22 protein-coding genes are annotated in these 26707 nt (G+C 68.7%); 16 read left to right on the top strand and 6 right to left on the bottom strand.

Translation table 11 applies throughout. From position 1 onward, the window contains the following. The first annotated feature begins 23 nt into the window (after positions 1 to 23). On the top strand, positions 24 to 1076 hold the full coding sequence (locus tag FHU31_RS13910; RefSeq protein WP_167159120.1) for a class I SAM-dependent methyltransferase: 1053 nt from the start codon (positions 24 to 26) through the stop codon (positions 1074 to 1076). Positions 1077 to 1109: 33 nt separating this feature from the next. After that, positions 1110 to 2123, top strand: coding sequence for an Rv2578c family radical SAM protein (locus FHU31_RS13915; protein WP_167161028.1), 1014 nt, complete (start codon positions 1110 to 1112; stop codon positions 2121 to 2123). Here FHU31_RS13915 and FHU31_RS13920 read toward each other — a convergent pair. Then, a complete protein-coding gene (locus tag FHU31_RS13920) occupies positions 2120 to 3373 on the bottom strand; it encodes an acyl-CoA dehydrogenase family protein (protein ID WP_167159122.1) in 1254 nt (417 codons plus the stop codon). The two genes, FHU31_RS13915 and FHU31_RS13920, sit on opposite strands and share 4 nt — an antisense overlap. Then, positions 3370 to 4503, bottom strand: coding sequence for an acyl-CoA dehydrogenase family protein (locus FHU31_RS13925; protein WP_167159124.1), 1134 nt, complete (start codon positions 4501 to 4503; stop codon positions 3370 to 3372). The genes FHU31_RS13920 and FHU31_RS13925 overlap by 4 nt, the downstream gene beginning before the upstream one ends. 258 nt (positions 4504 to 4761) lie before the next feature. Here FHU31_RS13925 and FHU31_RS13930 point away from each other — a divergent pair, with 258 nt between their 5' ends. From FHU31_RS13930 to budA, 3 genes are all read left to right on the top strand, one after another. Further along, positions 4762 to 5664, top strand: coding sequence for an acyl-CoA thioesterase (locus FHU31_RS13930; RefSeq protein ID WP_167159125.1), 903 nt, complete (start codon positions 4762 to 4764; stop codon positions 5662 to 5664). 76 nt (positions 5665 to 5740) lie between these two features. Next, on the top strand, positions 5741 to 7411 hold the full coding sequence (alsS, locus tag FHU31_RS13935) for an acetolactate synthase AlsS (protein ID WP_167159127.1): 1671 nt from the start codon (positions 5741 to 5743) through the stop codon (positions 7409 to 7411). Beyond that, positions 7408 to 8199: an acetolactate decarboxylase gene (budA, locus tag FHU31_RS13940; protein WP_167159129.1), complete on the top strand. Its 792-nt coding sequence runs from the start codon at positions 7408 to 7410 to the stop codon at positions 8197 to 8199. Before alsS ends, budA begins: the two co-directional genes overlap by 4 nt. Positions 8200 to 8211: 12 nt before the next feature. Here budA and FHU31_RS13945 read toward each other — a convergent pair whose 3' ends face one another. Together FHU31_RS13945 and ypfJ are read right to left on the bottom strand one after the other, a co-directional pair. Then, positions 8212 to 8748 (bottom strand): DinB family protein, encoded by a 537-nt coding sequence (locus FHU31_RS13945; protein WP_167159131.1) that lies wholly within the window; start codon positions 8746 to 8748, stop codon positions 8212 to 8214. Then, complete coding sequence (ypfJ, locus tag FHU31_RS13950; protein ID WP_167159133.1) at positions 8745 to 9635, bottom strand: KPN_02809 family neutral zinc metallopeptidase; 891 nt, start codon at positions 9633 to 9635, stop codon at positions 8745 to 8747. Before ypfJ ends, FHU31_RS13945 begins: the two co-directional genes overlap by 4 nt. A gap of 69 nt (positions 9636 to 9704) precedes the next feature. Here ypfJ and FHU31_RS13955 point away from each other — a divergent pair, with 69 nt between their 5' ends. After that, complete coding sequence (locus FHU31_RS13955; protein WP_167159135.1) at positions 9705 to 11180, top strand: carboxylesterase/lipase family protein; 1476 nt, start codon at positions 9705 to 9707, stop codon at positions 11178 to 11180. Here the strand turns inward: FHU31_RS13955 and FHU31_RS13960 are convergent. After that, the gene (locus FHU31_RS13960; RefSeq protein WP_167161030.1) at positions 11177 to 11671 is read right to left on the bottom strand and encodes an SRPBCC family protein; all 495 of its coding nucleotides are present in this window, start codon (positions 11669 to 11671) and stop codon (positions 11177 to 11179) included. The genes FHU31_RS13955 and FHU31_RS13960 overlap by 4 nt on opposite strands. A gap of 126 nt (positions 11672 to 11797) precedes the next feature. Here FHU31_RS13960 and aspS point away from each other — a divergent pair, with 126 nt between their 5' ends. The 4 genes from aspS (at position 11798) to FHU31_RS13980 (ending at position 15681) form a co-directional block, all read left to right on the top strand. Next, the gene (aspS, locus tag FHU31_RS13965; protein ID WP_167159136.1) at positions 11798 to 13579 is read left to right on the top strand and encodes an aspartate--tRNA ligase; all 1782 of its coding nucleotides are present in this window, start codon (positions 11798 to 11800) and stop codon (positions 13577 to 13579) included. After that, entirely contained in the window at positions 13572 to 14018 is a 447-nt protein-coding gene (locus FHU31_RS13970; protein ID WP_167159138.1) for a nitroreductase/quinone reductase family protein, read from the top strand. The genes aspS and FHU31_RS13970 overlap by 8 nt, the downstream gene beginning before the upstream one ends. A gap of 255 nt (positions 14019 to 14273) precedes the next feature. Then, positions 14274 to 15140, top strand: coding sequence for a hypothetical protein (locus tag FHU31_RS13975; protein WP_167159140.1), 867 nt, complete (start codon positions 14274 to 14276; stop codon positions 15138 to 15140). Continuing rightward, positions 15121 to 15681 carry a hypothetical protein gene (locus FHU31_RS13980; protein WP_167159142.1) on the top strand — a complete coding sequence of 187 codons (561 nt, stop codon included), beginning with the start codon at positions 15121 to 15123 and terminating at the stop codon, positions 15679 to 15681. Before FHU31_RS13975 ends, FHU31_RS13980 begins: the two co-directional genes overlap by 20 nt. Here FHU31_RS13980 and FHU31_RS13985 read toward each other — a convergent pair. After that, positions 15665 to 16849, bottom strand: coding sequence for a thiolase family protein (locus tag FHU31_RS13985; protein ID WP_167159144.1), 1185 nt, complete (start codon positions 16847 to 16849; stop codon positions 15665 to 15667). The genes FHU31_RS13980 and FHU31_RS13985 overlap by 17 nt on opposite strands. Positions 16850 to 16939: 90 nt before the next feature. Here FHU31_RS13985 and FHU31_RS13990 point away from each other — a divergent pair, with 90 nt between their 5' ends. From FHU31_RS13990 to FHU31_RS14015, 6 genes are all read left to right on the top strand, one after another. Next, positions 16940 to 17422 (top strand): winged helix-turn-helix transcriptional regulator, encoded by a 483-nt coding sequence (locus tag FHU31_RS13990; RefSeq protein WP_167159145.1) that lies wholly within the window; start codon positions 16940 to 16942, stop codon positions 17420 to 17422. Positions 17423 to 17546: 124 nt separating this feature from the next. After that, positions 17547 to 18887 (top strand): hypothetical protein, encoded by a 1341-nt coding sequence (locus tag FHU31_RS13995; RefSeq protein WP_167159147.1) that lies wholly within the window; start codon positions 17547 to 17549, stop codon positions 18885 to 18887. Positions 18888 to 18916: 29 nt separating this feature from the next. Beyond that, a complete protein-coding gene (locus tag FHU31_RS14000; RefSeq protein WP_167159149.1) occupies positions 18917 to 19828 on the top strand; it encodes a DUF389 domain-containing protein in 912 nt (303 codons plus the stop codon). A gap of 41 nt (positions 19829 to 19869) precedes the next feature. Further along, positions 19870 to 23184 (top strand): transglutaminase family protein, encoded by a 3315-nt coding sequence (locus FHU31_RS14005; protein WP_167159151.1) that lies wholly within the window; start codon positions 19870 to 19872, stop codon positions 23182 to 23184. After that, positions 23184 to 25838, top strand: a complete 2655-nt coding sequence (locus tag FHU31_RS14010; RefSeq protein ID WP_167159153.1) for a circularly permuted type 2 ATP-grasp protein — start codon at positions 23184 to 23186, stop codon at positions 25836 to 25838. Before FHU31_RS14005 ends, FHU31_RS14010 begins: the two co-directional genes overlap by 1 nt. Next, the gene (locus FHU31_RS14015; protein ID WP_263988086.1) at positions 25835 to 26701 is read left to right on the top strand and encodes a transglutaminase family protein; all 867 of its coding nucleotides are present in this window, start codon (positions 25835 to 25837) and stop codon (positions 26699 to 26701) included. Before FHU31_RS14010 ends, FHU31_RS14015 begins: the two co-directional genes overlap by 4 nt. The last annotated feature ends 6 nt before the right edge of the window (positions 26702 to 26707 follow it).

Below are 26707 nucleotides of genomic sequence, written 5' to 3' on the forward strand. Positions count from 1 at the left end.
ACCTATGGGCGAAGGAGCCGGCGATGGCCATCGACGAAGACAAGCTCCAGGCGTTTCTGGGTCGCGCGATAGGCGATCTCGGCGCGGCGATGAGCGCCATGCTGGTGCTGATCGGCGATGAGCTCGGGCTGTACTCGGCTCTTGCCGAGGGGGCCTGGTCCTCCGCCGGACTGGCCGAACGGACCGGCACCGACGAACGCTATGTACGCGAGTGGCTGGCCAATCAGGCCGCGGGCGGGTATGTCGAGTACGACAAGGCGGCGGACACCTACCACCTCAGCGAGGAACAGGCGCTGTGCCTGGCGAATCCGGACGGACCGGTGGATCTGCCGGGTGGTTATGCGGTGGTGGAGGACCTGTTTCACGTCAAGGCGCGCGCCGTCGAGAACTTCCGCACCGGTGCGGGCATGGAGTGGGGCGAACACCATCCGTGTCTGTTCCGCGGGACTGAGCGGTTCTTCCGGGCGGGCTACCACGCCCACCTGCTGTCCTCCTGGCTGCCCGCGCTCGACGGTGTCGTGGACAAGCTCAGGGCCGGCGCCCGGGTGGCCGATATCGGCTGCGGGCACGGCGTGACGACGATCCTCATGGCGCAGGCGTTTCCGGACTCCCGGTTCGTCGGTGTCGACTACCACGAGGCGTCGATCGCGACGGCGCGCGAGCACGCGGCGCGGGCGGGCGTCCCCAACGCGACCTTCGAGGTGGCCGATGCGACCGCCTACGGCGGCGGGGAGTTCGACCTGATCGCGTTCTTCGACTGCCTGCACGATATGGCCGACCCGTCCGGCGTTGCCCGTCACGCACGGCGGTCGCTCAAGCCCGACGGCCACTGTCTGCTGGTCGAACCGTTCGCGGGGGATGTCTTGTCGGACAACCTGAATCCCGTCGGCCGGGTGTTCTACGGCGCGTCCACGCTGATCTGTGTGCCCGTCTCGCTGGCGCAGCGGGGCCCGGCGCTGGGCGCCCAGGCGGGGGAGCGCCGGCTGGCCGAGGTGATGGTCCGCGACGGCGGATTCACCCGGTTCCGTCGCGCCGCCGAGACACCGTTCAACCTGGTGTTCGAGGCGCGCCCTTGACAATCGCCATCGAACAATTGTTCGATGTACCGCATGCGGTGGGACGGGCAGAGCGTACGCGTCGATGACGGCGCCCTGCCCGGGCTGCAGCGGATGGGTCTGGTTCGCAGCGTGTGCACGCCGCAGTTCGACGGCATCACCTTCCACGAGGTGTTGTGCAAGTCGGCGCTGAACAAGGTGCCCGGTGCCTCCATGCTTCCCTTCCGGTACACCGTCAACGGCTACCGGGGTTGCTCGCACGCCTGCCGGTACTGCTTCGCCCGGCCCACCCACGAATACCTGGAGTTCGACTCCGGAACCGACTTCGACACCCAGGTCGTCGTCAAGACCAATGTGGTCGCCGTGCTGCAACGTGAGCTGGCCCGGCCGTCCTGGACCCGGGAGACGGTGGCACTGGGCACCAACACCGATCCGTATCAACGGGCCGAGGGCCGGTACGCCCTGATGCCGGGCATCCTGCGAGCGCTCGCCGCCTCCGGCGCCCCGTTCTCGATCCTGACCAAAGGCACCCTGCTGCGCCGTGATCTGCCGTTGATCGCCGAAGCCGCCCAACTGGTTTCGGTCAACGTGTCCCTCTCGCTGGCCATCGGGGATCCCGAGTTGCACCGGGCAGTCGAGCCGGGCACCCCGTCGCCGCAGGCGCGCCTGGGCTTGATCTCCGCGGTGCGCGAGGCCGGGCTGGACTGTCATGTGATGGTGGCACCGGTGTTGCCGCGGCTGACCGATTCACCCGAGCAACTCGACGATCTGCTGCGCCGGATCGCCGAAGCCGGCGCCACCGGGGTGACGGTCTTCGGCCTGCATCTGCGCGGCTCGACACGAGGCTGGTTCATGCAATGGCTGCAACGCAGCCACCCGGAGCTGGTGTCCGATTACCGCCAGCTCTACCGTCGCGGCGCGTACCTTCCGCAGGACTATCGCGACATGCTTCGTACCCGGGTTGCACCGTTGGTGGCCCGGTACGGGTTGACTGGGCGAGCGCCCATGGCGAGCGCCGGTGCCGTTTCCTCCGAAGTCGCGGCACCGGCGCACCCCACCCTGTTCTAGGTGCGCCCGCGTTTGACCTGATTGAACGGCATCCCGCGGTCGGCGGCGGCCTCGCGCGGGAAGCCGAGCACCCGTTCACCGATGACGTTGCGCGCCATCTCCGAACTGCCCCCGCCCAGTGAGCCGGTCTGCCGGGACAAGTAGCGCACCCCGATATCGAGCAGGCCCGATCCCTCATCCACGACACCGGCCGTCCCGGAGATCGCCAGCGCGGTGTCGATCTCGAGTTCGGTGGTCTCCGCGTGGAACAACCGGATCAGCGTGCCCGCGTTCGGGGGTAGCGAGCCGTTGGCGATGGACGCCGAAACATGATCGATCAGTTGGCTTTTCACGGTGCGTCGGACCAGTGCCCGGCCCGCGAGGTTCTGCACCAACGGGTCGTCGAGCTGTCCGGTGGCCGCCGCCAGGCCCACATGGTCGGGCGGCATCTCGTTGGCGTTCTCGGCGCCGGTGCCACTGGCGAACTCGGATCCGCCGCCGACCGCCCGGCGCTCGTGATGCAGCTGGCGCGTGGCCACGGTCCAGCCGTCGTTGACCGCACCCACCACGGCGTCGTCGCCGAGCTCCAGACCGTCGAAGAACTCCTCGCAGAACTCCTCGTTGCCGTTGACCTCGGTGATCCGGCGCATCGTGATACCCGCTGCATTCAGTGGGACCAGGAACATGGTGAGGCCCTCGTGCTTGGGTACCGTCCAGTCGGTGCGGGCCAGCATCAGGCCGTAGTCGGCGGCGAAGGCGCTGGTGCTCCAGGTCTTGGCGCCGTTGATGATCCACTTGTCGCCGACACGGTCGGCCCGGGTGAGGACCCCGGCCAGATCGGATCCGCCGCTGGGCTCGGAGAGCAGCTGGCACAGCACCTCGTCACCGCGGATGGCGGCCGAGATGCGCGCGCGCTTCTGCTCCTCGCTGCCCATGTCGAGAATGGTGGCGCCGCAGATGGTGAACGAGGGGGTGTTCAGGATCAGCGGCATCTCGTAGCAGCGGCACTCGGCGTTGAACGCCTTCTGATAGGCCTGGTCCAGGCCGAGGCCGCCGTACGCGCGCGGGAAGCAGATGCCGGCGAAACCGCCCTGATAGAGCCGCTTCTGCAGGTGCCGGGCGCGTTCCCAGGATTTCTCCTCGGCGCGTACGGAGAACGGCGGGTTGTCGGGATCGATACGCGGCATGTTCTCGGCCAGCCATGCCCTGGCGCGCATGGTGAAGTCCGCCACCGACTCGTCGGTGCCCGTCGAGATCGCCGTGTCGGTCATGCGAACGCCTCCTCGGGCTGTGTGCGGCTGAGTTCGAACACGGCGCGGTGATGGTCTTCGGGGGAGCCGTACATGGCCCGGTTCAGCGCCGCGCGCCGCAGATACAGATGCAGGTCGTGTTCCCAGGTCACCCCGATGCCGCCGTGCAGTTGCACGCAGTCCTGCAGCATCATCGGCGCGCGTTCGGCGACATAGGCTTTCGCGACACTCACCAACATCGGTGCCTCCGGTGAGCGCGTGCCGACGGCTTCCACCGCGCCCGCGGTGGTGGCCCGGCACGCTTCGAACCACAGCTTCATATCGGCGAAGCGGTGTTTGAGCGCCTGGTAGGACGCCAGCGGCCGACCGAAACTGTGCCGGTCCAACAACCACTGATGGGTCATCGCCAGAACGGCATCCAGGATGCCGACGATCTCGGCGCACTGCAGTATCAGGGCCACCTGGCGCTGCCGTTCGATCACCGCGCCGGTCTGCTCGGCGCTGCCGAGCGCCGCGGATGCCTCGATGTCGACGCCGTCGAATTGCACTCTGGCATAAGTCTTCACCAGGTCGACGGATTTCTGCGCCGTGACGCTCACCCCGGGTGCGTCGGCGGGAACCAGGAATTGGCGCGGCGCACCGTCGGATTCGGCGACGACCAGGAACGCGTCGGCCTGCGTCCCGGCCTCGACGCGATCCTTGACGCCGTCGATGCGGTACCCGCTCCCGGTGCGGCTCGCCGTGGTGCGCGCGGATGCCGGTTCGAACGGGCGGCCCGGCTCATAGACGGCCCAGGAGGCGACCGTCTCCCCGGACACCAGCGCCTCGATGAGGTCGGTATGACCGTCCGGCGCCTCGACCAGACCGCTGAGCACCACGCTGACCGGGTGCAGCGGCCCGGGTGCGACGGTGTGTCCGGCTTGTTCGGCGACCAGGGCGAGGTCGGCCACCCCGGCGCCGGACACACTTCCGCCACCGAGCTCTTCGGGTACCAGCAGGCTGGTCCAGCCGAGCTCCGCGGCTCGCCGCCACCAGCCGGGTTCGAAGGAGACGGCTCGCGCATGCAGATCGCGGACCGTGCCGAGGGACGCCTCTTTGTCCAGGAATGCCCGCGCCGTCGAGGCGAACAGCAGCTGTTCGGGGTTCGTCATCAGCCGGCGTGGAACACCGGGTCGAGGATGCGTGAGGGCACGTCCGCTCCTGGAAGTCTAGTTATCCTATAGTGGTAATGAAGTTACCACTTCAATGTGGTGGGAGACACCAGCGTGGGCACCTTTGCCGAACCGTGTGCGCGACGGTGCCGAGGATGGCCAGCATCGACTTCGCGAACCGTATTGTGCGAGCAGCGAGAATGACGTTACCGTTTTTGCAGAGCGAGTATGCGGGCCTGCCGCTGCCGGGAAGGACACATGACGAACTCGGACACCACCACGGAGCGGGCGACCGAAGAGGTGCAGTGGACCCTGGAAGGTCTGCTCGACCTCTTCGAGCCGGCCGCCGACGGGCCGAACCGCTTCCTGGCCCAGACCGGTCTGGTCGGCGCCGACGACCGCCAGGTCGTGGAGGGCACCCAGGTGTTGGCACAGGCGATCGTCGCGGCGGCCGCACGCTTTCCCGACAAGTCGGTGCGCTCGGTGCACGCGGTGTTCGCCCGGGTGGTGCTGGTCGGTCCGCCGGTGGAACTCGATATCGACGTGGTGGCGGAAGGGCGCTCGACGGCGACGGCGGTGATCTCCGCCTCGCAGCACGGAAAACGGTGTATCACCGTCACCGTGCTGCTGGACGTGCCGTCCGGCGACGTCATCCGGCACCACCTGCCCAAACCGGACGTGGCGGCCCCGGCCGACTCCCACGTCGGGCATATGCCGATGACCGGCCGGGAACTGCGGCTGGTCGATATCGTCGACGTCAACAGCCCCGACGAGGTCGGACCGCCGGAGCTGCACGCCTGGCTGCGCTACGATCCGGTTCCGCAGCGGGCCGACCTGGCCAAGGCACTCATCGCCTATTTCACCGGACACCTGGGGATTTCGACGACCATGCGAGCACATGAGGGGATCGGCACGGCCCAGGCGCACCTGACGGTGTCCACCGCGCCGATGACCGTCTCGGTCAGCTTCCACGAACCTGTGGAGTGGAAGGGCTGGTTGTTGTACGGCCACGAGAGCACCCAGGTCGGCGCCGGGATGTCCTATGTGCGCGGCACCGTGCACACCGAGGAGGGGGAGCTGCTGGCCTCCTTCACCCAGGACGCGCTGATCCGCCCACTGCGCACCACCGATACCGACATCACGCATCAGTCGCGGTTGTAGCTCCGATCTTGCGGTGACCCTGTGATCAGTCACCCGACTGATGGCAAACGGCGGTGTCGGCTTGAAGACTGCCACCATGACCCGATCTGCCAAGCGCAGCGCCGACCGGGTGGTCGACGTCCTGACCGACCACGGTGTCCAGTACGTCTTCGGCGTCCCGGGCGCCAAGATCGACGCCGTGTTCGATGCCCTGCTGGACGGCGGACCCGAGGTGGTGGTGTGCCGGCACGAGCAGAACGCGGTCTTCATGGCCGGTGCGATCGGCCGGCTCACCGGACGCCCCGGAGTGGTGCTGGTGACCTCCGGTCCAGGCACCGCGAACCTCGCGACCGGACTGCTGACCGCGAACACCGAGCAGGATCCGGTGGTGGCGCTGTGCGGTGCCGTCAGCCGCGGCGCCCGGCTCAAGCGCACCCATCAGTCGATGAACGCCGCCGCCATGCTGCGTACCGTGACCAAGTACACCGGCGAGGTCGATGATCCCGACGATGTCGCCGAGGCGGTCGTCACCGCATTCCGCGCCGCCACGACCGAGCCTTACGGGGCGGCCGCGGTGGTACTTCCGTCGGACGTGCTCGCGGCCGTGACGGCGTCCACGCTCGCCGGAGCCCGCCCGATACCGGAGCTGGGCAGCGCACCCGACGGCGCGACGGGCGCTGCGGCCGAACTCATTCGCAGGGCTCGGCGTCCGGTGGTGCTGGTGGGTATCCGCGCGGCCGACCCCGGCAGTTGTGCGGCGGTGCGCGCCCTGATCTCGGCCACCGGGCTTCCCGTCGTCGAGACCTTCCAGGCGGCCGGGGTGATGTCGCGGGACCTCGAGGAGCACTACTTCGGACGGGTCGGCCTGTTCCGCAATCAGCCGGGGGACGTTCTGCTCGCGCATGCCGATCTCGTCCTCGCCATCGGCTACGACGCCGTCGAGTACGACCCGGCACTGTGGAACTCCGATCCCGGCCGCGCGATCATCCACATCGACACGGTCGGCGCCGAGATCGACGAGCACTACCAACCCGTCGCCGAGTTGCGCGGATCGGTAGCCGCCACCTTGGGCCGCCTGGTACCGCAGCTGTCCGGGGTGGCGCCGTCGGAGGAGTTCACCGCCGAGTTGGCCGGCCACCGCGCCGATCTCGGGGCAGCCGACGAGGCCGCCCGCGCGACACCGGCGACCCCGGCGGGGATCGATCCCGCCAGGCTCGTCCTCGCGCTGCGCGACGGACTGGACGACGACGCCACCGTGGCATGCGATATCGGCTCGGTCTACATCCATATGGCCCGGCACTTCCGCGTCTACCAACCGCGGCACCTGCTGTTCTCCAACGGTCAGCAGACTCTCGGCGTCGGCCTGCCCTGGGCCATGGCCGCCAGCCTGGTGCGGCCCGGTACCCAGGTGGTCTCGATCTCCGGGGACGGCGGCTTCCTGTTCTCGGCCCAGGAGCTGGAGACCGCAAAGCGCCTCGACCTGAGGTTCACCCACGTGGTGATGCGCGACAACTCCTACGACATGGTGGGCTTCCAGGAGGTGCTGAAGTACGGGCGCAGGTCGGGGGTTCAGCTGGCCGATTACGATATCGTGGCCTATGCCAAGGCATTCGGAGCTCGGGGTTACCGCGTGCACACGCTTGAGGAGTTCACCGCCGTGCTCGCCGACGCCCTGAACCAGGACGGACCTACGCTGATAGACGTGCCCGTCGACTACAGCCGCAATATCGAACTGGCCGCCCACCTGCACGACGACGTCTTCGAATGACCGACGCCCGATCCGGTTTCTGGGACTGGGCCCGGTCGGTGGTCGAGCACCGCCGCGCCCACTCGCCGGCGGCCCATGCCGGGCAGCTGTACCAGACCTCGACGATGGACGCCCTGCTCGCGGGCGTCTACGACGGCGAAGTCACGGTCGCAGAACTGTTGAGCCACGGCGATTTCGGCCTCGGCACGTTCAACGGGCTCGACGGTGAGATGATCGTCCTCGACGGGACGTGCCATCACCTGCGCGCCGACGGCACCGCGGTGTCGGCCGCGCCCGACGAGCGCACGCCCTTTGCCGCCGTCACCCGTTTCGTACCCGGCCACACCGTCTCGCTCACCGAGCCAGCGAACTGGGCCGAGGTCACCACGCGGATCGACGATCTGGTCGGCAGCGCCAACGTGATGTGCGCGGTCCGGATCCGCGGCGACTTCGCGGCACTGCAAACCCGCACCGTGGCCGCCCAGCACCACCCCTACCCGCCGCTGGTGGAGGCCACCTCGAGCCAGGCGAAAGCGCGGTTCACCGATGTCTCCGGCACGCTGGCCGGGTTCCGGATGCCCGAGTTCGAGCAGGGTATCTCGGTGGCCGGGTACCACCTGCATTTCCTGACCGCCGACCAGCGCCGGGGCGGGCATTGCCTGGACTTCCAGCTGTCCAGCGGGACCATCGAGGTCGCTCAGCTCAGCGAGCTGCACCTGTCCGTGCCGCAGACCGAGGCGTTTCGCGGCGCGGCGCTCAACGCCGCGGACACCTCCGACCAGATCCGCCGCACCGAGGGCGGCCATTGACGCCGGCGGCGATCAGAACAGTTCGCCGGTGACGTCCCAGGCGTGGTGCACAATGTCGTGCAGGTGATAGAGGGCGATGGTGGCGATGGTGAATTCGCTTCCGTTGCTGCGTAACCCGCGCCGGGACCAGGCGTCGTCGGGGACGGAGCGATAGGTGTCCGACACCGTGGTGGCCGCATCGAACAGCTCGAGCGCGACGACCGCGGGATCCTGGGCGCCGTAGTCGTCGGCCAGCGCGGTGGCATCCTGATCCCAGTTCGGGAATCGGGGTACGTCCTCGGTGAGCATCAACCGCACCCGGTGGGCGAAGATGCGGTGCACATCGCGGATGTGGCAGCCGTATTCCAGGATCGACCACACACCGGGCGCCGGGCGCTGCCGCACACCGGAGCGGGTCAGCCGGTCGACCCAGTGGGTGGCATCGGTGGCGATGCGCTCGGCGACATCGGTGTGGGCCACCCGAGCCGGGTCGAATCCGCAGTCCGGACACCGGCGGTCCAGCACCCAGGTCCAGTCTTTGGTGTCCGGTGTGACCGGATCGGTGCTCATCCCAGGTCGCGGGCGGCGAAGGTGTCGCACTTCTTCGGATCGCCGGTCTGGTAGCCGGTGGTGAACCACTTCTGGCGTTCGGCCGAGGATCCGTGCGTCCACTGTTCGGGGTTGATCCGGCCCGTCGACGCCTTCTGGATGCGGTCGTCGCCGACGGATGACGCCGCCGACAATGCGTCGGCAATATCCTTGTCGCTCAACGGCTCCAGGAACGGAACGCCGGTGCTCTCCTGCTTGGTGACCGACGCGTAGTGCGCCCAGATGCCGGCGTAGCAGTCGGCCTGCAGCTCGGTACGCACCCCGTTGCCCTCGGCGCCGCCCGGCCCCTGCTGGGCGCGGCCCAGGTTGCCGAGTAGATCCTGCACGTGGTGGCCGAATTCGTGGGCCACCACATACTCCTGGGCCAGCGGGCCGCCGCTGGAGCCGAATTGGTCGACCAGCACCTGGAAGAAGTCGGTGTCGAAATAGGCCGTCTTGTCCGCCGGGCAGTAGAACGGGCCGACATCGGTGGTGGCCGGCCCGCAACCGGTGTCCACATTGCCGGTGAACAACCGGACGTGGGGCCGGGTGTAGCCCTTCAGCAGTTGTGACCAGACCCCGTCCACCGAGTTACCGGTCGCGATGATGCGGCAGCCCAGGATGTCGTTCGCGTCGGCGCCGGTCTTGCACTGGGACACGTCGAACCCCGGGGTGACCGCCTGCTGGTTCTGGGTGACCTCGTTCTGCCCGAGCACACTGTTGGGGTCGACTCCCAGGAACATCGCCACCACCACGATCAGCAGACCGCCCAGGCCGCCGCCGATCGCGATGCCGCGGCCCGGACCGCGGCCGCCACCGCTGCTGGAGGTGGTGCTCGTGTCGATCTGCATGCCTTCGTTGAAGGTCATTTCCCCCACCAACTCCATCTGCATCGTCGGCAACCGGCTGGGCTCAGCTTCCCACACTACGATTGCGGTGTGTCTCTCGTCGCTGAACTTCCGACGATCGTGGCGACCTCGCACGGCAAGCTGCGCGGCAGCACCGAAGGCAGTGTCGGGGTGTGGCGCGGTGTCGGCTACGCCGAACAGCCGTTGGGGGAGCTGCGTTTCCGGGGGCCGGCGCCCCTGCAGCCGTGGTCGGGGGTGCGCGATGCTCTCGAGCACGGTCCGCTGCCGCCGCAGGGCCGGTCCTTCGTGGGGGGTGGCCGGGACGACCCCAAGATGCGGGATGAGGCCTGTCTCACGGTGACCGTGTGGTCGCCGGACGTGTCGGGCTCGTTGCCGGTGATGGTGTGGATCCCCGGTGGCGCGTTCGTCTACGGTGCCGGGCAGCTGCAGTTGTACAATGGGTCCAGGCTGGCCCGTAACGGCGATGTGGTGGTGGTCAACGTCACCTACCGGCTCGGGGTGTTCGGTGGCTTCGAGCTGGGCGACCTGGGCGACGGCTTCGACGACAACCTGTGTCTGCGTGACCAGATCGCTGCGCTGCAGTGGGTGCGCGACAATATCGCGGCGTTCGGCGGTGACCCGCAGCGTGTCACCGTATTCGGCGAATCTGCCGGTGCCACATCGGTATTGGCGCTGCTGGCCAGTCCGGCCGCCGAGGGATTGTTCACCAGGGCGATCGCGCAGAGTCCCGCGCTGCCGCTGATCGCCGACCGGCAGACCAGGGCGCGGCAGGCGCAGACCTTTCTCGAGGAGCTCGGCGCCGACGTCGACCATCTCAAACAGCTGCCGCAGCGCCGGTTGCGCCGCGCCGCCGGTGTGGTGCAGGCGGCCAGCGCCGCCGACACGCCGACGCTGGCCTTCGGGCTCACCCACGGTGTCGACCTGCTGCCACGGCATCCCATCGAGGCGGCCCGGGCCGGCGCGGTGCACGCCATCCCGCTGATCATCGGTACCAACAGTCATGAGGCGTCGATGTTCGCGTGGGGCAAACCCCCGATGCTGCCGACCACGCTGGAGTCGATCGACGGATTCTTCGCGCGCAGGGCGCCGCAGGCACGCAATCGGGTGCTCGGCGCGTACCCGGCCTATCCGCGCCGCCGGGCACTGGTGGATTTCGGGTCCGATGCCATGTTCGGCGCCCCGACCTGGGCGTTCGCCGACGCCTACAGTGCCCATGCGCCGGTGCACATGTACCGGTTCGACCACACCACCTGGACGTTGCGTGCCCTGGGCCTGGGCGCCACGCACGGCAGCGAGATCGTGCACATTCAGCACAGCTACGGCTCTTATCTGGGCCGTAAGCTGCATCCACTGGGCCGGCGGGTGCAGCCCGCGGTCGGCCGGCGGATGCAGCGTTCGTGGCTGGAGTTCGCCAGGGGCGGGCTGGACGAGTGGCCGTTCTACGACGCGCAGCGCCGGGCCACCCGGCTGATCGGCAGCGCACGGGACGTGACGGTGGAGGACCCCGACGAACGCCGGCGTGCGGCCTGGGCCGGCGTGTACTAGCAGGCGTAACGCCGGTCGGTGTACCGGCGCAGGTTGTGCAGGAATCGCTGGAACAGCCAACCCATCACCGGGCGGCCCGCGGTCATGCCGAGACGGGCAGCGGTGCCGTTGGGCTTCATCGCCATCACCCAGGTCAGGTTGCAGCCGCCTTCGGTGGGCACCACCCAGTAGTCCTCGGCGAACGCCGCGATGCTGTTGGTCGAGGCCTGATTGAACCGGAAAGCCATATGGCTGTGCGGTTCCCAGGACAGGAACTCCTCATCGCCGATGATGCCGCCACGCATGTGGACGGTGCGGGTGGTGCCGACGCCGTACGGCTGCGGGCTGGTCCAGGTCACCTTGGTGATCACGGAGGCCCAGTGCGGCCAGGATTCGGCGTCGGAGAGCACCTCGAACACCTGCTCCGGTGTGATGGCGAGGTCGACGGTGCTGACGAAACGGAACGGTGCCTCGGAGATGAAGTCCAGATCCACGGGTTCGCACGGATACATTTTCGGCACCCGTCGACCCTATCCGGGGTGGTCCGGGGAATGCTCATCGTGTAGCGGTGTCGGGACGAGCCGATCGCACTCTCTAGACTGGCTCAGTCGTCCCACCCGTCTTCATGAGGAGTTTTAGTGCTGCGCAGCCATGCCGCCGGTTCGTTGCGGTCCACCGATGCCGGTCAGACGGTGACGCTGGCGGGCTGGGTGGCGCGCCGACGCGACCACGGCGGCGTCATCTTCATCGACCTGCGTGACGCGTCCGGGGTGTCCCAGGTGGTCTTCCGCGATGCGGCGGTGCTGGAGCAGGCGCACCGGCTGCGCGCCGAATACTGCGTCGCGGTGACCGGCACCGTCGAGGTGCGGCCCGAAGGTAATGCCAACACCGAGATCCCCACCGGTGAGATCGAGGTCAACACCACCTCGCTGACCGTGCTCGGCGAAAGTGCACCGCTGCCGTTCCAGCTGGACGAGACGGCCGGTGAGGAAGCCCGGCTGAAGTACCGGTACCTGGACCTGCGCCGGGAGGGCCCCGGCAACGCAATCCGGTTGCGCTCCAAGGTCAATGCCGCAGCCCGCAATGTGCTGGCCGAGCACGATTTCGTCGAGATCGAGACCCCGACGCTGACCCGGTCGACGCCGGAGGGGGCGCGCGATTTCCTGGTGCCGGCCCGGCTGCAGCCCGGCTCGTTCTACGCGCTGCCGCAGAGCCCGCAGCTGTTCAAGCAGTTGCTCATGGTCGCCGGGATGGAGCGTTACTACCAGATCGCCCGGTGTTACCGCGATGAGGATTTCCGCGCCGACCGTCAGCCGGAGTTCACCCAGCTGGACATGGAGCTCAGCTTCGTCGAGGCCGACGATGTGATCGCGGTCTCCGAGCAGGTGCTCAAGGCGATCTGGGCGCTGATCGGCTACGACCTGCCGTTGCCGCTGCCGCGGATCGGCTACGACGAGGCGATGCGCCGCTTCGGCTCCGACAAGCCCGACCTGCGGTTCGCCGTCGAACTCGTCGAGTGCACCGACTATTTCAAGGAGACGCCGTTCCGGGTGTTCCAGGCGCCCTACGTGGGTGCGGTGGTCATGCCGGGCGGGGCGTCGCAGCCGCGGCGCACGCTGGACGGCTGGCAGGAGTTCGCCAAGCAGCGTGGCCACAAGGGCCTGGCCTATGTGCTGATCGGCGAGGACGGCACGCTGAGCGGCCCGGTGGCCAAGAACCTGACCGATGCCGAGCGTACGGGACTGGCCGCGCACGTCGGGGCGAAGCCGGGGGACTGCGTCTTCTTCGCCGCCGGCACCCCCAAGGCGGGACGCGCCCTGCTCGGTGCCACCCGGATCGAGATCGCCAAGCGGCTGGACCTGATCGACCCGACGGCGTGGGCGTTCACCTGGGTGGTGGACTGGCCGCTGTTCGAGCCCGCCGACGATGCCACCGCCTCCGGTGACGTGGCGGTCGGTTCCGGTGCCTGGACGGCGGTGCACCACGCCTTCACCGCACCGCAGGCCCAGTCGGTGGACACCTTCGACACCGATCCCGGTACCGCGCTGGCCGACGCCTACGACATCGTGTGCAACGGCAACGAGATCGGTGGCGGCTCGATCCGTATCCACCGCCGCGACGTCCAGGAGCGAGTGTTCGCGATGATGGGCATCGATCACGCCGAGGCCCAGGACAAGTTCGGATTCCTGTTGGACGCCTTCACTTTCGGCGCGCCGCCGCACGGCGGCATCGCGTTCGGCTGGGACCGCATCACCGCGCTGCTGGCCGGGGTGGACTCCATCCGCGAGGTCATTGCGTTCCCGAAGTCCGGCGGCGGCGTGGACCCGTTGACCGATGCGCCGGCCCCGATCACCGCGGCCCAGCGCAAGGAGTCGGGAATAGATGCCAAGCCCAAGACGGCTGACTCCACACATGAGTGACATCGACAAGGAAAAGCTCGTCGCCGACCCCGCGGCCCTCGGCGAGTTCAACCGCAACATCATCGAAGAATTCCGCGCGAACGCCGGCAAGGTGGCCGCGTTCGAGGGTGGCAACCTGTTGCTGCTGCACAGCATCGGCGCCAGGACCGGCCATCCCCGGGTGACGCCGCTGGCCTACCTGACCATCGACGGCCGGATGTACATCGTGGGTTCGTATGCGGGAGCGCCGAAGGATCCCGCGTGGGTGCACAACCTGCGGGCCGATCCGCACGCCAGGATCGAGGTCGGCACCGACGCGTATGACGTGGCGGTGCGCGAGCTGCCGCTACCCGAGCGTGACGAGATGTATCCGAAGATCGCCGCTGCGGCGCCCGCGTTCGCCGAGTATCAGGCCAACACCAGCCGGGTCATCCCGCTGTTCGAGCTGCAGCGGGTCTGACTCCACGCCCGAGCAGGGGCGATGGTCGCGAACGTGATTGCGACGGTCACCGCATCACCCCGAAATCAAAGTTCGGGGCTCGAAACCGGCAATCGTCACGTTTGCCGTTTCCGTTCGCGCATTCCCAGTTTTCCCTTAGGGTGGCAGTAACAGTGCTGCATACGACGCCGACGAAGTAGTTGGCGGCCGACTCCCGGAATGTCCTGCTGGGTCGCTGACTACCGGGCTCGACTCACCACTTCCCATGGGGGGATTTTGGAGACTCTGTCAGAACGCGTTTTCTCTGATCGTGCGCCACGGCGCGCCGACAACACGGTGGCCTATATCGACCAGGCGTCCTACGTGGGCCTGCGCGCACTGGGTCGCGGCCCGGTCATTCAGTTCACCTGGATCTACGAGCGCGGTGTCGATCTCGACGGGTTGCGCCGGCTCTGCCGCAATCTCGGGCAGACGATCCTCGGTCGCCGGTTGGAGCGGTCCCCGCTGCCGTTCGGCAGGCACCGCTGGGTGGCGGCGCCGCCTCCCGGCGATATCGAGGTGATGGCCGTCGAACGCACCCGTGAGTCCATCTGGGAATGGGTGAGCGCGCGGGCCGAAAAACCGGTGGACCCGGAGACGGGACCCGCATGGCATCTCGCGGTGCAACCACTGACCGGTGGTGGCGATGCGGTGTCGCTTGCGGTGTCACACACCGTGTCCGATGCCGGCGGGATCATCATGTCGATTGCGGAGGCACTCGACGGCACCGCGCGCGATCTCGGTTATCCGCCGCCGCGGTCGCGCTCGTTGCCCACCGCGCTGCGTCAGGATTTCGGCACGACGCTGAGCACGCTGCGCCGAGTCCCGTCGGCGGTGATCGGCGCGGCGCGGATAGCCCGCGAACAGAAGGACGAGCTGGCCGATTCGGCGAAGGCGGCTCAGCCGGTGCGCCCCCACGTCGCGGACTCGGTCACCGTGCCGACGCTGGCGGTCAATGTCGACCTCGCCGAATTCGACGCGGTGGCCTCGGCGCTCGGTGGTACCCGCAATGTGCTGTTCGCTGCGGTCGCGGCGCGGCTCGGGCGGATCATCGGGCGGGTGGACGCGGCCGGGCAGGCGATGGTTGTCGTTCCCGGTCAGTGAGCGCTCCGAAGGGGACACCACCGGTAACGCCCTGAACACGATCACCGTGCTGGCCGATCCGGCCACCGTCCTGGACGATCTGAGCACGCTGCGCCGCGAGATGAAGCAGGCGCTGGTGACGATGGCCGAGAACCGGGACACACTGATGGCGCCGTTGCCGTTGACGCCGTTCGTCCCGCAATTCCTGGTGCGCCGGTTGGAGAAGATGGTGCTTAAGGTGGGTGGGCCGATCGGCTGTTCGAACCTAGGCGAGTTACCGGATGCGGTGAACCGTCCCGACGGCAGCCACGCGGACCATTTTCGACGCCAGGCTGGTCGAACCCGGTGTCACCGCAGCGGATTTCGCCAGCCGCGGTGGCCTGCTCTGGCTGGCGGTGGCGTTCCTGCACGGCAGGATGAGTTTGAACATCCGGTCGTGGACCGTCGACGGCCCGAATTCCGTTGCGGCACTGTCGGACGCGGTGGTCGCGGCCTTCGCGGAATTCGGGCTGTCGGCTGTCATCGAACATTAGGACACTCGAACACTAGAGCCGTTCGATGATGGTGGCGTTGGCCATCCCGCCGCCCTCACACATGGTCTGCAGGCCGTAGCGTGCGCCACGTTGCTCCAGGGCGTTGACCAGGGTTGTCATGATCCGTGCGCCACTGGCACCCAGCGGGTGCCCGATGGCGATGGCGCCACCGTGGACGTTGACCTTGTTCAGGTCGGCTCCCACCTCGGCGGCCCAGCTGAGCACCACCGGCGCGAAGGCCTCGTTCACCTCGAAGAGGTCGATGTCCGACAATGCGAGCCCCGCCTTGCGCAGCACCTTCTCGGTGGCCGGGATGACACCGGTCAGCATGTAGAGCGGATCTGATCCGACCACCGTGGTGGTGTGGATGCGTGCCAGCGGTCGCAGTCCCAGCCGTTTCGCGGTCTCGCCACTGGTGATCATCACCGCGGCGCTGCCGTCGGACAGCGGGGACGAGTTGCCCGGGGTGATCTCCCACGTGATCTGGGGGAAGCGGGCTGCGTAAGCCTCGTTGTAGAAGGCGGGCCGCAAGCCGGCGAGGGTCTCCACGGTGGTGCCGGGCCGCACGATCTCGTCGGTGCTCAGTCCGGCGAAGGGAGCCAGCTCGTTGTCGAACAGGCCGGCCTTGGTGGCGGCTGCGGCCTTCTCGTGGCTGCTCGCCGAGAACTCGTCCAGCTGCGTGCGGGACAGTTTCCACTTCGCGGCGATCAGCTCCGCGCTGATGCCCTGTGGGACAAGGCCTTCGGGATACCTGGCGGCCATGTCGAGACCGAACGGGTCACTACCGGGCAGCACCGACGAGCCCATCGGCACCCGCGACATGGACTCCACACCCGCGGCGATGACGATGTCGTAGGCGCCGGCCAGCACACCTTGGGCGGCGAAGCTGATGGCCTGCTGGCTGCTGCCGCACTGACGATCCACAGTGGTGCCGGGCACGGTCTCGGGGAAGCCCGCGCCGAGCAGTGCGTTGCGGGCGATGTTCACGGACTGGTCACCCACCTGGGTGACGGCGCCCGCGATGACGTCGTCGACCTCGACCGGGTCGACGCCGGTGCGGACGATCAGCTCGCGCAGGCTGTGGGCGAGCAGATCGGCGGGCAGCACGCCGTGCAGCGCGCCGTTGGCCTTGCCCTTGCCGACCGGGGTGCGTACCGCACCGACGATGACCGCGTCGCGACCTGAATATCCGGACATGTGCGCTCTCCTCGCCACTGAGTATTGCTTTCTATACTCAGATGTAACACCTGGGTATATCTACATCAACCCAGCGGTAGGGTGATGTGCATGACAGTTCTGCAGGGAGTGCTCGCAGACCGCGATGCCTGGTCGGCGGTGGGGCATTGCCCCATCGAGAAGGCGATGGGGCTGATCGGCACCAAGTCGGCGATGTTGATCATGCGCGAGGCCTTCTACGGCACGACCCGGTTCGACGATTTCGCCCGCCGGGTCGGGATCACCAAGGCCGCCGCGTCGGCGCGGCTGTCCGAACTGGTCGACGCCGGGCTGCTGACCAAGCAGCCCTACCGGGAACCGGGGCAGCGCAGCCGGGACGAATACGTGCTCACCGAGGCGGGCACCGACCTGATGCCCGTGGTGTGGGCGATGTTCGAGTGGGGTCGAAAACACCTCAAGGACAGCGGCCTGCGGCTCACCCACCTGGACTGCGGGTCCGACGCGGGAGTGGAGGTCCGGTGCACGCAGGGCCACCCGGTGCCGCCGGGCGAACTCGGTATGCGGCTGGCCAGAAGGGGCACAAGCCGCACATAGCAAACGCTCACGCCATCCACCGGGATGTCATATGCTCCTCGCGGAATTCGAGATCACGTGAGCCAGGGGGGCCCAGCCGCGTGCCGATCGATCAGCCACGGCGAGAAAGGGCCCCCGCACCGCTATGACGCTGCCGCCTGACAACACGCTGGCCTATATGGACCAGGGCTCGTATCTCGCCCTGCGGGCGCTGGGGCGCGCGCCGGTCATCCAATACGTCTGGATCTACGACCGCGGTGTCGACCTGGCAGGCCTGCGGACCTTCCACGCCAACCTGCACGACGGTTTGCTGGGCCGCCGGCTGGAGCGGTCGGTGGTCCCGTTCGGCAGGCATCATTGGGTCCGGTCGGACAACCCGGAGAGCCTCGACATCGCAACCGTCGAGCGCAGCCGCGACGAGGTCTGGGACTACGTCGAGGAACGGGTGAACGTGCCCGTCGACCCCGAACACGGGCCGCCCTGGCATCTCGGGGTGCAACCGCTGATCGGGGGCGGCGCGGTCGTCACGCTGGTGGTGTCGCACACCGTGGCCGACGCCGGTGCGCTGATCGCCTCGATCGTCGGCGCGGTCTCGGGCACCAGCCGGAACCTGAACTATCCGGCGCCCGGCGCGCGGACGCGGCGGCAGGCGTTCGGGGCCGACCTGCGCACCGCGTGTCGCGCGCTCCGGGAGGTTCCCGGCGCCCTGGCCGGGGCCGCACGGCTGGCCCGCGAGCAGTCGGGTGAGCTGTCGGCCTCGGCGCGTTCGGCGCCGACGGTCCGGACCCGGCGGTCGGACCGCCCGGTCGGGCTGCCCATGGTGGCGGCGGCGGTCGACCAGACCACCTGGGACGAGCGGGCCAAAGCGCTTGGCGGAACCAGCAACGTGCTGCTGACCGGTCTGGGTATCCGGGTCGGGGTGCTGATGGGGCGCGTCGGCGCCGACGGGCAGGCGATGTTGTCGTTGCCGGTCAGCGAGCGGGTCGAGGGGGACACCCGGGGAAACGCCCTCAACTCGATCACCGTCCACACCGGCGCCGCCGCGGTCACCTCCGATCTCGGGGAGGTGCGGCGCGGGATCAAGACCGAACTCACCGAGTTGGCCGGGAAGCGGGAGTTGTTGCTGGCGCCCCTGCCGCTGGTGCCCTACACCCCGAAATTCCTGCTGCGCCGCCTGGAGATGGTGGCGCTCAAGGTCGGTAAGCCCATCGGGGTGTCGAACATGGCCGACCTGCCCAAGGAGGTCAACCGTCCGGACGGCTCGGAGGCGGACTTCTTCACCTCGCGGTTGGCCGAGCCCGGTCTGACCGAGGCCGATCTGGACCGGATGGGTGGCCGCATGATGCTCGCCTCGGGCAACGTGGCGGGCAAGGTGTGCCTGTCCGTGGTGGCGTGGGAGCCCGGCGCCGCGAATACCAAAGCGGCACTCGTGGAATCGGTGCGGCAGGCGCTGACGGACTTGGGTCTGAGCGCCGACGTGGAGTAGCGCCGGTGGGCGCCGGATAGCCTTCAGGCGTGCTGCAGATACGGGTGATCGCGCCGGCGGAACTGACCGAGTCGGTGCTTGAACTCTGCCGGCACACGCCGGGCGTCGCGCATGTCGTCGTGCACCGCGGTGCCGCCGTCGAACCGGCCGGCGACCTCGTCGCCGTCGACGTGGCGCGGGAGTCGGCCGACAGGATGGTCGGCCGGCTCAAGGCGCTCGGCTTGACCGACGACGGCGCCATCACCCTGGAGGCCCTCGGCACGGTGCTGTCCAAGGCCGGGTTCAGGGCCGACGACGAGGCCGAGGGCGACGGGGCCGACGCGGTGTTGTGGGACGAGTTGCTGGCGCGCACCCGCGAAGAGTCCAGTCTGTCGGTGACCTTCCTCGCTTTTCTGTGCATCGCCCGCTTGCTGGCCGCGGTGGGTGTGCTGACAGATTCGGCCGTCACGGTCGTCGGCGCCATGGTGGTGGGTCCGGAATTCGGTCCGCTGGCCGCGTTGGCGGTGGCGCTGGTGCGGCGCCGCGCAGCCCTGGCGCGGCGGGCGGCCGCGGCGCTGTTGATCGGCTTTCCGCTGGCGATGGTCCTGACGGGTGTCGCCACCCTCGGTTTCGAGGCGCTCGGCTGGGTGGCACTGACCAGCACCCGGAACCTCGAGCAGGTCGACTTCATCTTCCAGGTGGGCCCGTTCTCCTTCGTGGTGGCGCTGCTGGCGGGAGCTGCCGGAATGCTGTCGCTGGTGTCAGCCAAATCGGCTGCCCTGGTAGGGGTTTTCATCTCGGTCACCACGGTGCCCGCCGCGGGCTTCGCGGTGGTTGCTGCCACCGTCGGCGATTGGGACATCGCGGCGTACTCGGTCTTGCAGCTGATGGTCAATCTGATCGGCATCGTGGCGGCCGGCGTCGTGGTGCTGGCAGCACACCGGAGGCTGCACGACGCGTAACCGTGCTGCGCGGGCCTCTGTGGTGTGGTGGGATTCCCGTCATGGGAATCAAGGTGGCGCTGGAGCACCGCACCAGCTACACGTTCGACAGACTCGTGGAGTTGTATCCGCATGTGGTGCGGCTGCGCCCCGCCCCGCACTCCCGCACCCCGATCGAGGCCTACTCGTTACAGGTCGAGCCGGCCGACCACTTCATCAACTGGCAGCAGGACGCGTTCGGCAACTTCCTGGCCAGGCTGGTGTTCCCGAACCGGGCCAGCAGCCTCACCATCACCGTCGGCCTGATCGCCGACCTGAAGGTGATCAACCCCTTCGACTTCTTCATCGAGGAATGGGCCGAAACGGTCCCGTTCACCTACCCGCGGGCGCTGGCCGAGGATCTCAAGCCCTATTTGCGCCCGGTCGACGAGGCCGGCGCCGGCACCGGCCCCGGTGAGCTGGTCGAAGCCTGGGTGAAGAACTTCCACGTCCCCGACGGCACGCGCACCATCGATTTTCTGGTGGCGCTCAACCGCGCCGTGAACGCCGACGTCGGCTACAGCGTCCGGATGGAGCCGGGTGTGCAGACCCCGGACCACACGCTGCGCACCGCGATCGGTTCCTGCCGCGATTCGGCGTGGCTGCTGGTGTCGATCCTGCGCCAGTTGGGCTACGCCGCGCGGTTCGTCTCCGGCTACCTGGTCCAGCTGACCTCCGATGTCGAGGCGCTCGACGGTCCGTCCGGCCCGGCCGCAGACTTCACCGATCTGCATGCCTGGACCGAGGTGTACGTGCCCGGCGCCGGGTGGATCGGCCTGGATCCCACCTCGGGTCTGTTCGCCGGCGAAGGTCACATCCCGCTGTCGGCCACCCCGCACCCGGAGTCCGCCGCGCCGATCACCGGCTCGACCGGAAAGTGCGAGACCACGCTGGAATTCTCCAACGTCGTCACCCGGGTGCACGAGGATCCGCGCGTCACGCTGCCCTACACCCCGGCCGCCTGGGCCTCGATCATCGATCTGGGCGAGAAGGTGGACGCCCGGCTGTCGGCGGGCGATGTCCGCCTGACCGTGGGCGGCGAACCGACCTTCGTCTCCATCGACAACCAGACCGATCCGGAATGGACCACCGAGGCCGACGGCCCGCACAAACGCCAGCGGGCCTCGGCGCTGGCTGCCCGGCTGAAGAAGGTGTGGGCACCGCAGGGTCTGGTGCAACGCAGCCAGGGCAAGTGGTATCCGGGAGAACCGTTGCCGCGCTGGCAGATCGGGTTGTTCTGGCGGGTCGACGGTGCGCCGCTGTGGAGCGACCCGTCGCTGCTCGCCGACCCCTGGGGCCAGACCAATCCCGAGCCGGCCCCCGACGGGGCCGACGCCGCACTGCTGGGCGCGGTCGCCGACGGGCTGACGCTGCCCGCCAGCCAGGTCCGGCCGGCCTTCGAGGACGCGCTGAGCCGGTTGGCCGGCGCGGTGCGGCTGCCCGCCGGTGACCCGGTCGACGCGGCCGACGACCTCAGTGCCGACGATGCGGCGTCCCGCGCCGCGTTGCTGGCCCGCCTCGACGAATCCGTCGTCGAACCCGCCGCGCACGTGTTGCCGCTGCACCGCCGCGACGACGACTCGGGCTGGGCCAGTGCGGACTGGCAGCTGCGGCGCGGCCGCATCGTCCTGCTCGAGGGTGATTCACCCGCCGGTCTGCGCCTGCCGCTGAACGCCATCAGCTGGCATGCGCCGCGACGGACCTTCGAGGCCGACCCGCTGACTCAGGACGGCACCCTGCTACGGGGCCCGGCCCAGCAGGCCGAGGCATCCGTCGAGCCGACCGAGGATGCACCTCCCACCGCACTGGTGGCCGAGATCCGGGACGGTTTCCTCTACGTCTTCCTGCCGCCCACCGACACCCTGGAGGACTTCCTCGACCTGGTGTCACGGGTGGAGGCCGCGGCGGCGGCGATCGCGTGCCCCGTGGTCATCGAGGGGTACGGGCCACCCCACGACGGCCGGCTGACGTCCATGACGATCACCCCGGACCCGGGTGTCATCGAGGTCAACGTGGCGCCCACGGCCAGCTTCGCCGACCAGCGAGCGCAGCTGGAGACGTTGTACGAGGAAGCCCGGCTGGCGCGCCTGTCCACCGAGTCGTTCGACGTGGACGGCACCCACGGCGGCACCGGCGGTGGCAACCACATCACCCTGGGCGGCATCACCCCGGCGGACTCGCCGCTGCTGCGCCGTCCCGATCTGCTGGTGTCGCTGTTGACCTACTGGCAGCGCCACCCCTCGTTGTCCTACCTGTTCGCGGGGCGCTTCATCGGCACCACCTCGCAGGCGCCGCGGGTCGACGAGGGCCGCTCGGAATCCCTGTACGAATTGGAGATCGCGTTCGCCGAGATCGCCCGGCTGGCCGAGATCGGTGCCGCCAAACCGTGGGTGACCGACCGCGCGCTGCGGCATCTGCTCACCGATATCACCGGCAACACGCACCGGGCCGAGTTCTGCATCGACAAGCTCTACAGCCCCGACAGCCCGCGTGGCCGGCTCGGCCTGCTGGAGCTGCGCGGGTTCGAGATGCCACCGCACCACCAGATGGCCATGGTGCAGTCGCTGCTGGTGCGCTCGTTGGTGGCGTGGTTCTGGGATGAGCCGCTGCGCGCCCCGCTGATCCGGCACGGGGAGAATCTGCACGGCCGATACCTGTTGCCGCACTTCCTGATTCAAGACATCGCCGATGTCGCCGGTGATCTGCGTGCGCACGGGGTCGACTTCGACACCAGCTGGTTGGACCCGTTCACCGAGTTCCGCTTCCCGCGGATCGGCACCGCGGTGTTCGACGGCGTCGAGATCGAACTGCGGGGCGCCATCGAGCCGTGGAACGTGCTGGGCGAGGAGTCCACCGCCGGGGGCACCGCACGCTATGTCGACTCGTCGGTGGAGCGCGTGCAGGTGCGCCTGATCGGCGCGGACCGGCACCGGTACATCGTCACGGTGAACGACCAGCCGATCCCGTTGCTGGCCACCGACAAGGCCGACGTCCAGGTCGGGGGTGTGCGCTTCCGCGCCTGGCAGCCGCCCAGCGCGCTGCACCCGACCATCACCGTCGACGGGCCGCTGCGTTTCGAGCTCATCGACACCCTCACCGGTTCGTCGAAGGGTGGCTGCACCTACCACGTGGCCCATCCCGGCGGCCGCGCCTACGACAGCCCGCCGGTGAACGCCGTCGAGGCCGAATCGCGCCGCGGACGCCGGTTCGAGGTGGCCGGATTCACTCCGGGCCGGCTGGATCTGTCCGATCTCCGGGAGAAGCAGGCGCGCCAGTCCACCGATATGGGTGCGCCGGGGATTCTTGACTTGCGCCGGGTGCGTACCGTTCTGCGGTAATGGTCCTTCGCGCAAACGGCTCACCGGAGCCGAATATCGGTGTGTCCGGCACCACCTCGGCTTCGACCGACGATGTGCTGGTGGGGTACCGCGCTGCCCGCGCCCAGCAGGCGTTGTTCGATGTCCGGGGCATGGCGGGCAGCGGATACGACGAGTTCGTCGACCCCGCGGGCGGCGTTCGGTCCACCTGGCGCGAACTGGCCGAGTGCGTCGGTGAGCGCGGTCGCGACGGTCTGGATCAGCTGCGCGGTATCGTCCGCGGGCTGGTCGACGACGACGGCATCACCTACGTGCACGTGGATCCGTCCTCGCCGGCGAGTGACGGCGTCTCGGTGCCGTGGCACCTGGACGCGCTGCCCCTGTTGGTGTCGGCCGCGGACTGGAACGTGCTGGAGGCTGGCCTGGTGCAGCGCTCCCGGCTGCTGGACGCCGTACTGACCGATCTGTACGGCGAACGCCGGTCCATCACCAGCGGCGTGCTGCCGCCCCAGTTGCTGTTCGCCCACCCCGGCTATGTGCGTGCGGCACACGGTATCGAGGTGCCGGGCCGCCACCAGTTGTTCCTGCACGGCTGTGATGTCAGCCGCGCCGCCGACGGCAGCTTCCGGGTGAACGCCGACTGGACCCAGGCGCCCTCGGGCGCCGGATACGCGATGGCCGGGCGGCGCGTCATCGCGCACGCCGTTCCCGATCTCTACGAGCGGGTCGGTCCGCGCCCCGCATCGCCCTGGGCGCAGGCGTTGCGACTGGCACTGATCGACGCGGCTCCCGAGACCGCCGAAGAACCGGTCGTGGTGGTGCTCAGTCCGGGTGCGCATTCCGAGACCGCCTTCGACCAGGCGTACCTGGCCACCGTGCTCGGTTTCCCGCTGGTCGAGAGTGCCGACCTGGTGGTGCGCGACGGCCGGTTGTGGATGCGTTCACTGGGCACCCTCAAACGGGTCGACGTGGTGTTGCGCCGGGTCGACGCCGAGTACGTCGACCCACTCGACCTGCGTGCCGACTCGCGCCTGGGGGTGGTCGGCCTCGTCGAGGTGCTGCGCCGCGGGGCCGTGACGGTGGTCAACACGCTGGGCAGCGGTATCCTGGAAAGCCCTGCGCTGCTTCGCTTTCTGCCCGAGCTGGCCGAACTGCTGGTCGGCGAGGTGCCCCAGTTGCACAGCGGTGGGGTGTATTGGGCCGGCTATGCCAACGAGCTCTCACATATCCGGGCGAACCTGGCCACGTTGCTGATCAAACCGGTCGACGGCGGTCGCACCATCGTCGGCCCGACCCTGCCGCCGGCTCGTCGCGACGAGCTCGCTGACCGGATCGCCGCCACACCGTGGCGATGGGTGGCACAGGAACTGCCCGAGTTCTCCTCCGCGCCCACCGATTACTACAAGGGTGGGCTGTCGGCGGCCAGTGTGGGTATGCGGCTGTTCACCGTGGCCCAGCGCGGCGGCTACGCACCGATGATCGGCGGACTGGGATTCCTTCCGGCGCAGGGAAGTTCGGCGTACACGATGAACACCGTGGCCGCCAAGGACATCTGGGTGCGCACCCCGGACCGGGTCAGGGCGGTGCCGGCGCCGTCGATCGAGCTGCCGGTGATGACACCGAGCCCGACCCGTGCGGTGAGTTCGCCGCGCGTGCTGTCGGATCTGTTCTGGATGGGTCGCTACGCCGAGCGCGCGGAGAACATGGCGCGTCTGCTGACGGTCACGCGCGAGCGGTATCACGAATACCGCTACCGCCAGGACATGGACGGCAGCCAGTGTGTGCCGGTGTTGCTGTCCGCGATCGGTGCCATCACCGGAACCGATATCGGCGCGGGCAGTGACGATCACGAGATGATCGCCATCGCGCCGAGCACGCTGTGGGCGGTGACCGCCGACCGGCGGCGCTCCGGGTCGCTGGCGCAGGCGGTGGAACGGCTGGGCCTGGCGGCCCGCGGTGTGCGCGACCAGATGTCCAACGACACCTGGATGGTGCTGGCCTCGGTGGAGCGGGCCGTGGGACACCGGGCGGCCACCCCGCCCGAATCGCAGACCGAGGGTGACGCCTACCTGGCCGCCGCGCACAGCAAGACCCTGGCCGGCATGCTGGCGCTCTCCGGGATGGCAGCCGAGTCGATGGTGCAGGACATCGGCTGGACGATGATGGACATCGGTAAGCGCATCGAGCGCGGCCTGGGCCTCACCGCGTTGCTGCGGGCCACCCTCACCGAGGTGCGCAGCCGGGACGCCGAGCAGACGGTCACCGAATCCACGCTGGTGGCCTGCGAATCGTCGGTGATCTACCGGCGCCGGATGCTGGGCCAGGTCAGCCTGGCCGCCCTGACCGAACTGGTGCTCTTCGACGACGAGAACCCGCGGTCGTTGGCCTATCAGTTCGAGCGGTTGCGCGCCGGCCTGAAACGGTTGCCGTCCGCCTCGGGTGCCTCGCGACCGGAACGGCTGGTCGAGGAGATCGCCACCCGGTTGCGTCGTATCGACCCCCTGGACCTGGAGGTGGTCGCGGCTGACGGCACCCGCGCCGAACTGGCCGAACTGCTCGACGGGATACACGCCAGCCTGCGTGATCTGTCCAACCTGATCACCGCGTCGCATCTGTCCCTGCCCGGCGGTATGCAACCGCTGTGGGGACCCGACGAGAGGCGGGAATTACCGTGAGCTCCAGGGGCTACGAGATCACCCACCGCACCACCTATCGGTACTCCGACGTGGTGACCAGTTCCTACGGCCGGGGTTTCCTCATCCCGCGCAGTTCGTCACGGCAGCGCTGCCTGGCCCACGAACTGCTCATCGACCCGGATCCCGCCGACAGCTCCACCAGCCGGGACGCCTACGGCAATATCAGCTCCTACTTCCACGTCACCGAACGCCATCGCACGTTGACGGTGACCAGCCGCGCGGTCGTCGAGGTCGACGCGCCACCGCCGGACTATTACACCGATGCCGCCCTACAGCTGCCGTGGGAGCAGGCGCGCCCGGTCGGGTTGGCCTGCGAATTCGCCATGGATCTGGTGCCGCCGGAGATCACCGACGAGATACGTGCTTATGCGGCACCGAGTTTCACGCCGGAGCGGCCGCTCATCGAGGTGGTGCGGGAGCTCACTTCGCGGATCTACCACGATTTCACCTACCTGCCCGGGTCCACCACGGTGTCCACCGGTGTCGCCGAGGTGCTCGCCGAGCGCGAGGGCGTGTGCCAGGATTTCGCCCGGTTGGCCATCGCCTGCCTGCGCGCCAACGGGTTGGCGGCGAGCTACGTCTCGGGCTATCTGGCCACCGACCCGCCGCCGGGCAAGGAGCGGATGGTCGGGGTCGACGCCACCCATGCCTGGGCCTCGGTGTGGACACCGGGGGATCGGTGGGTCGCCTTCGATCCCACGAACAACCAATTGATCGACGAACGCTACGTCGTCGTCGGCTTCGGCCGCGATTACGCCGATGTTCCCCCGTTGCGCGGCATCATCTACACCGACTCGGAGAGTAGCGTGATAGACGTCGCGGTCGACGTCGCGCCGTACTAGGGGAGG

Source organism: Mycolicibacterium fluoranthenivorans (assembly GCF_011758805.1).
GTDB lineage: Bacteria > Actinomycetota > Actinomycetes > Mycobacteriales > Mycobacteriaceae > Mycobacterium > Mycobacterium fluoranthenivorans.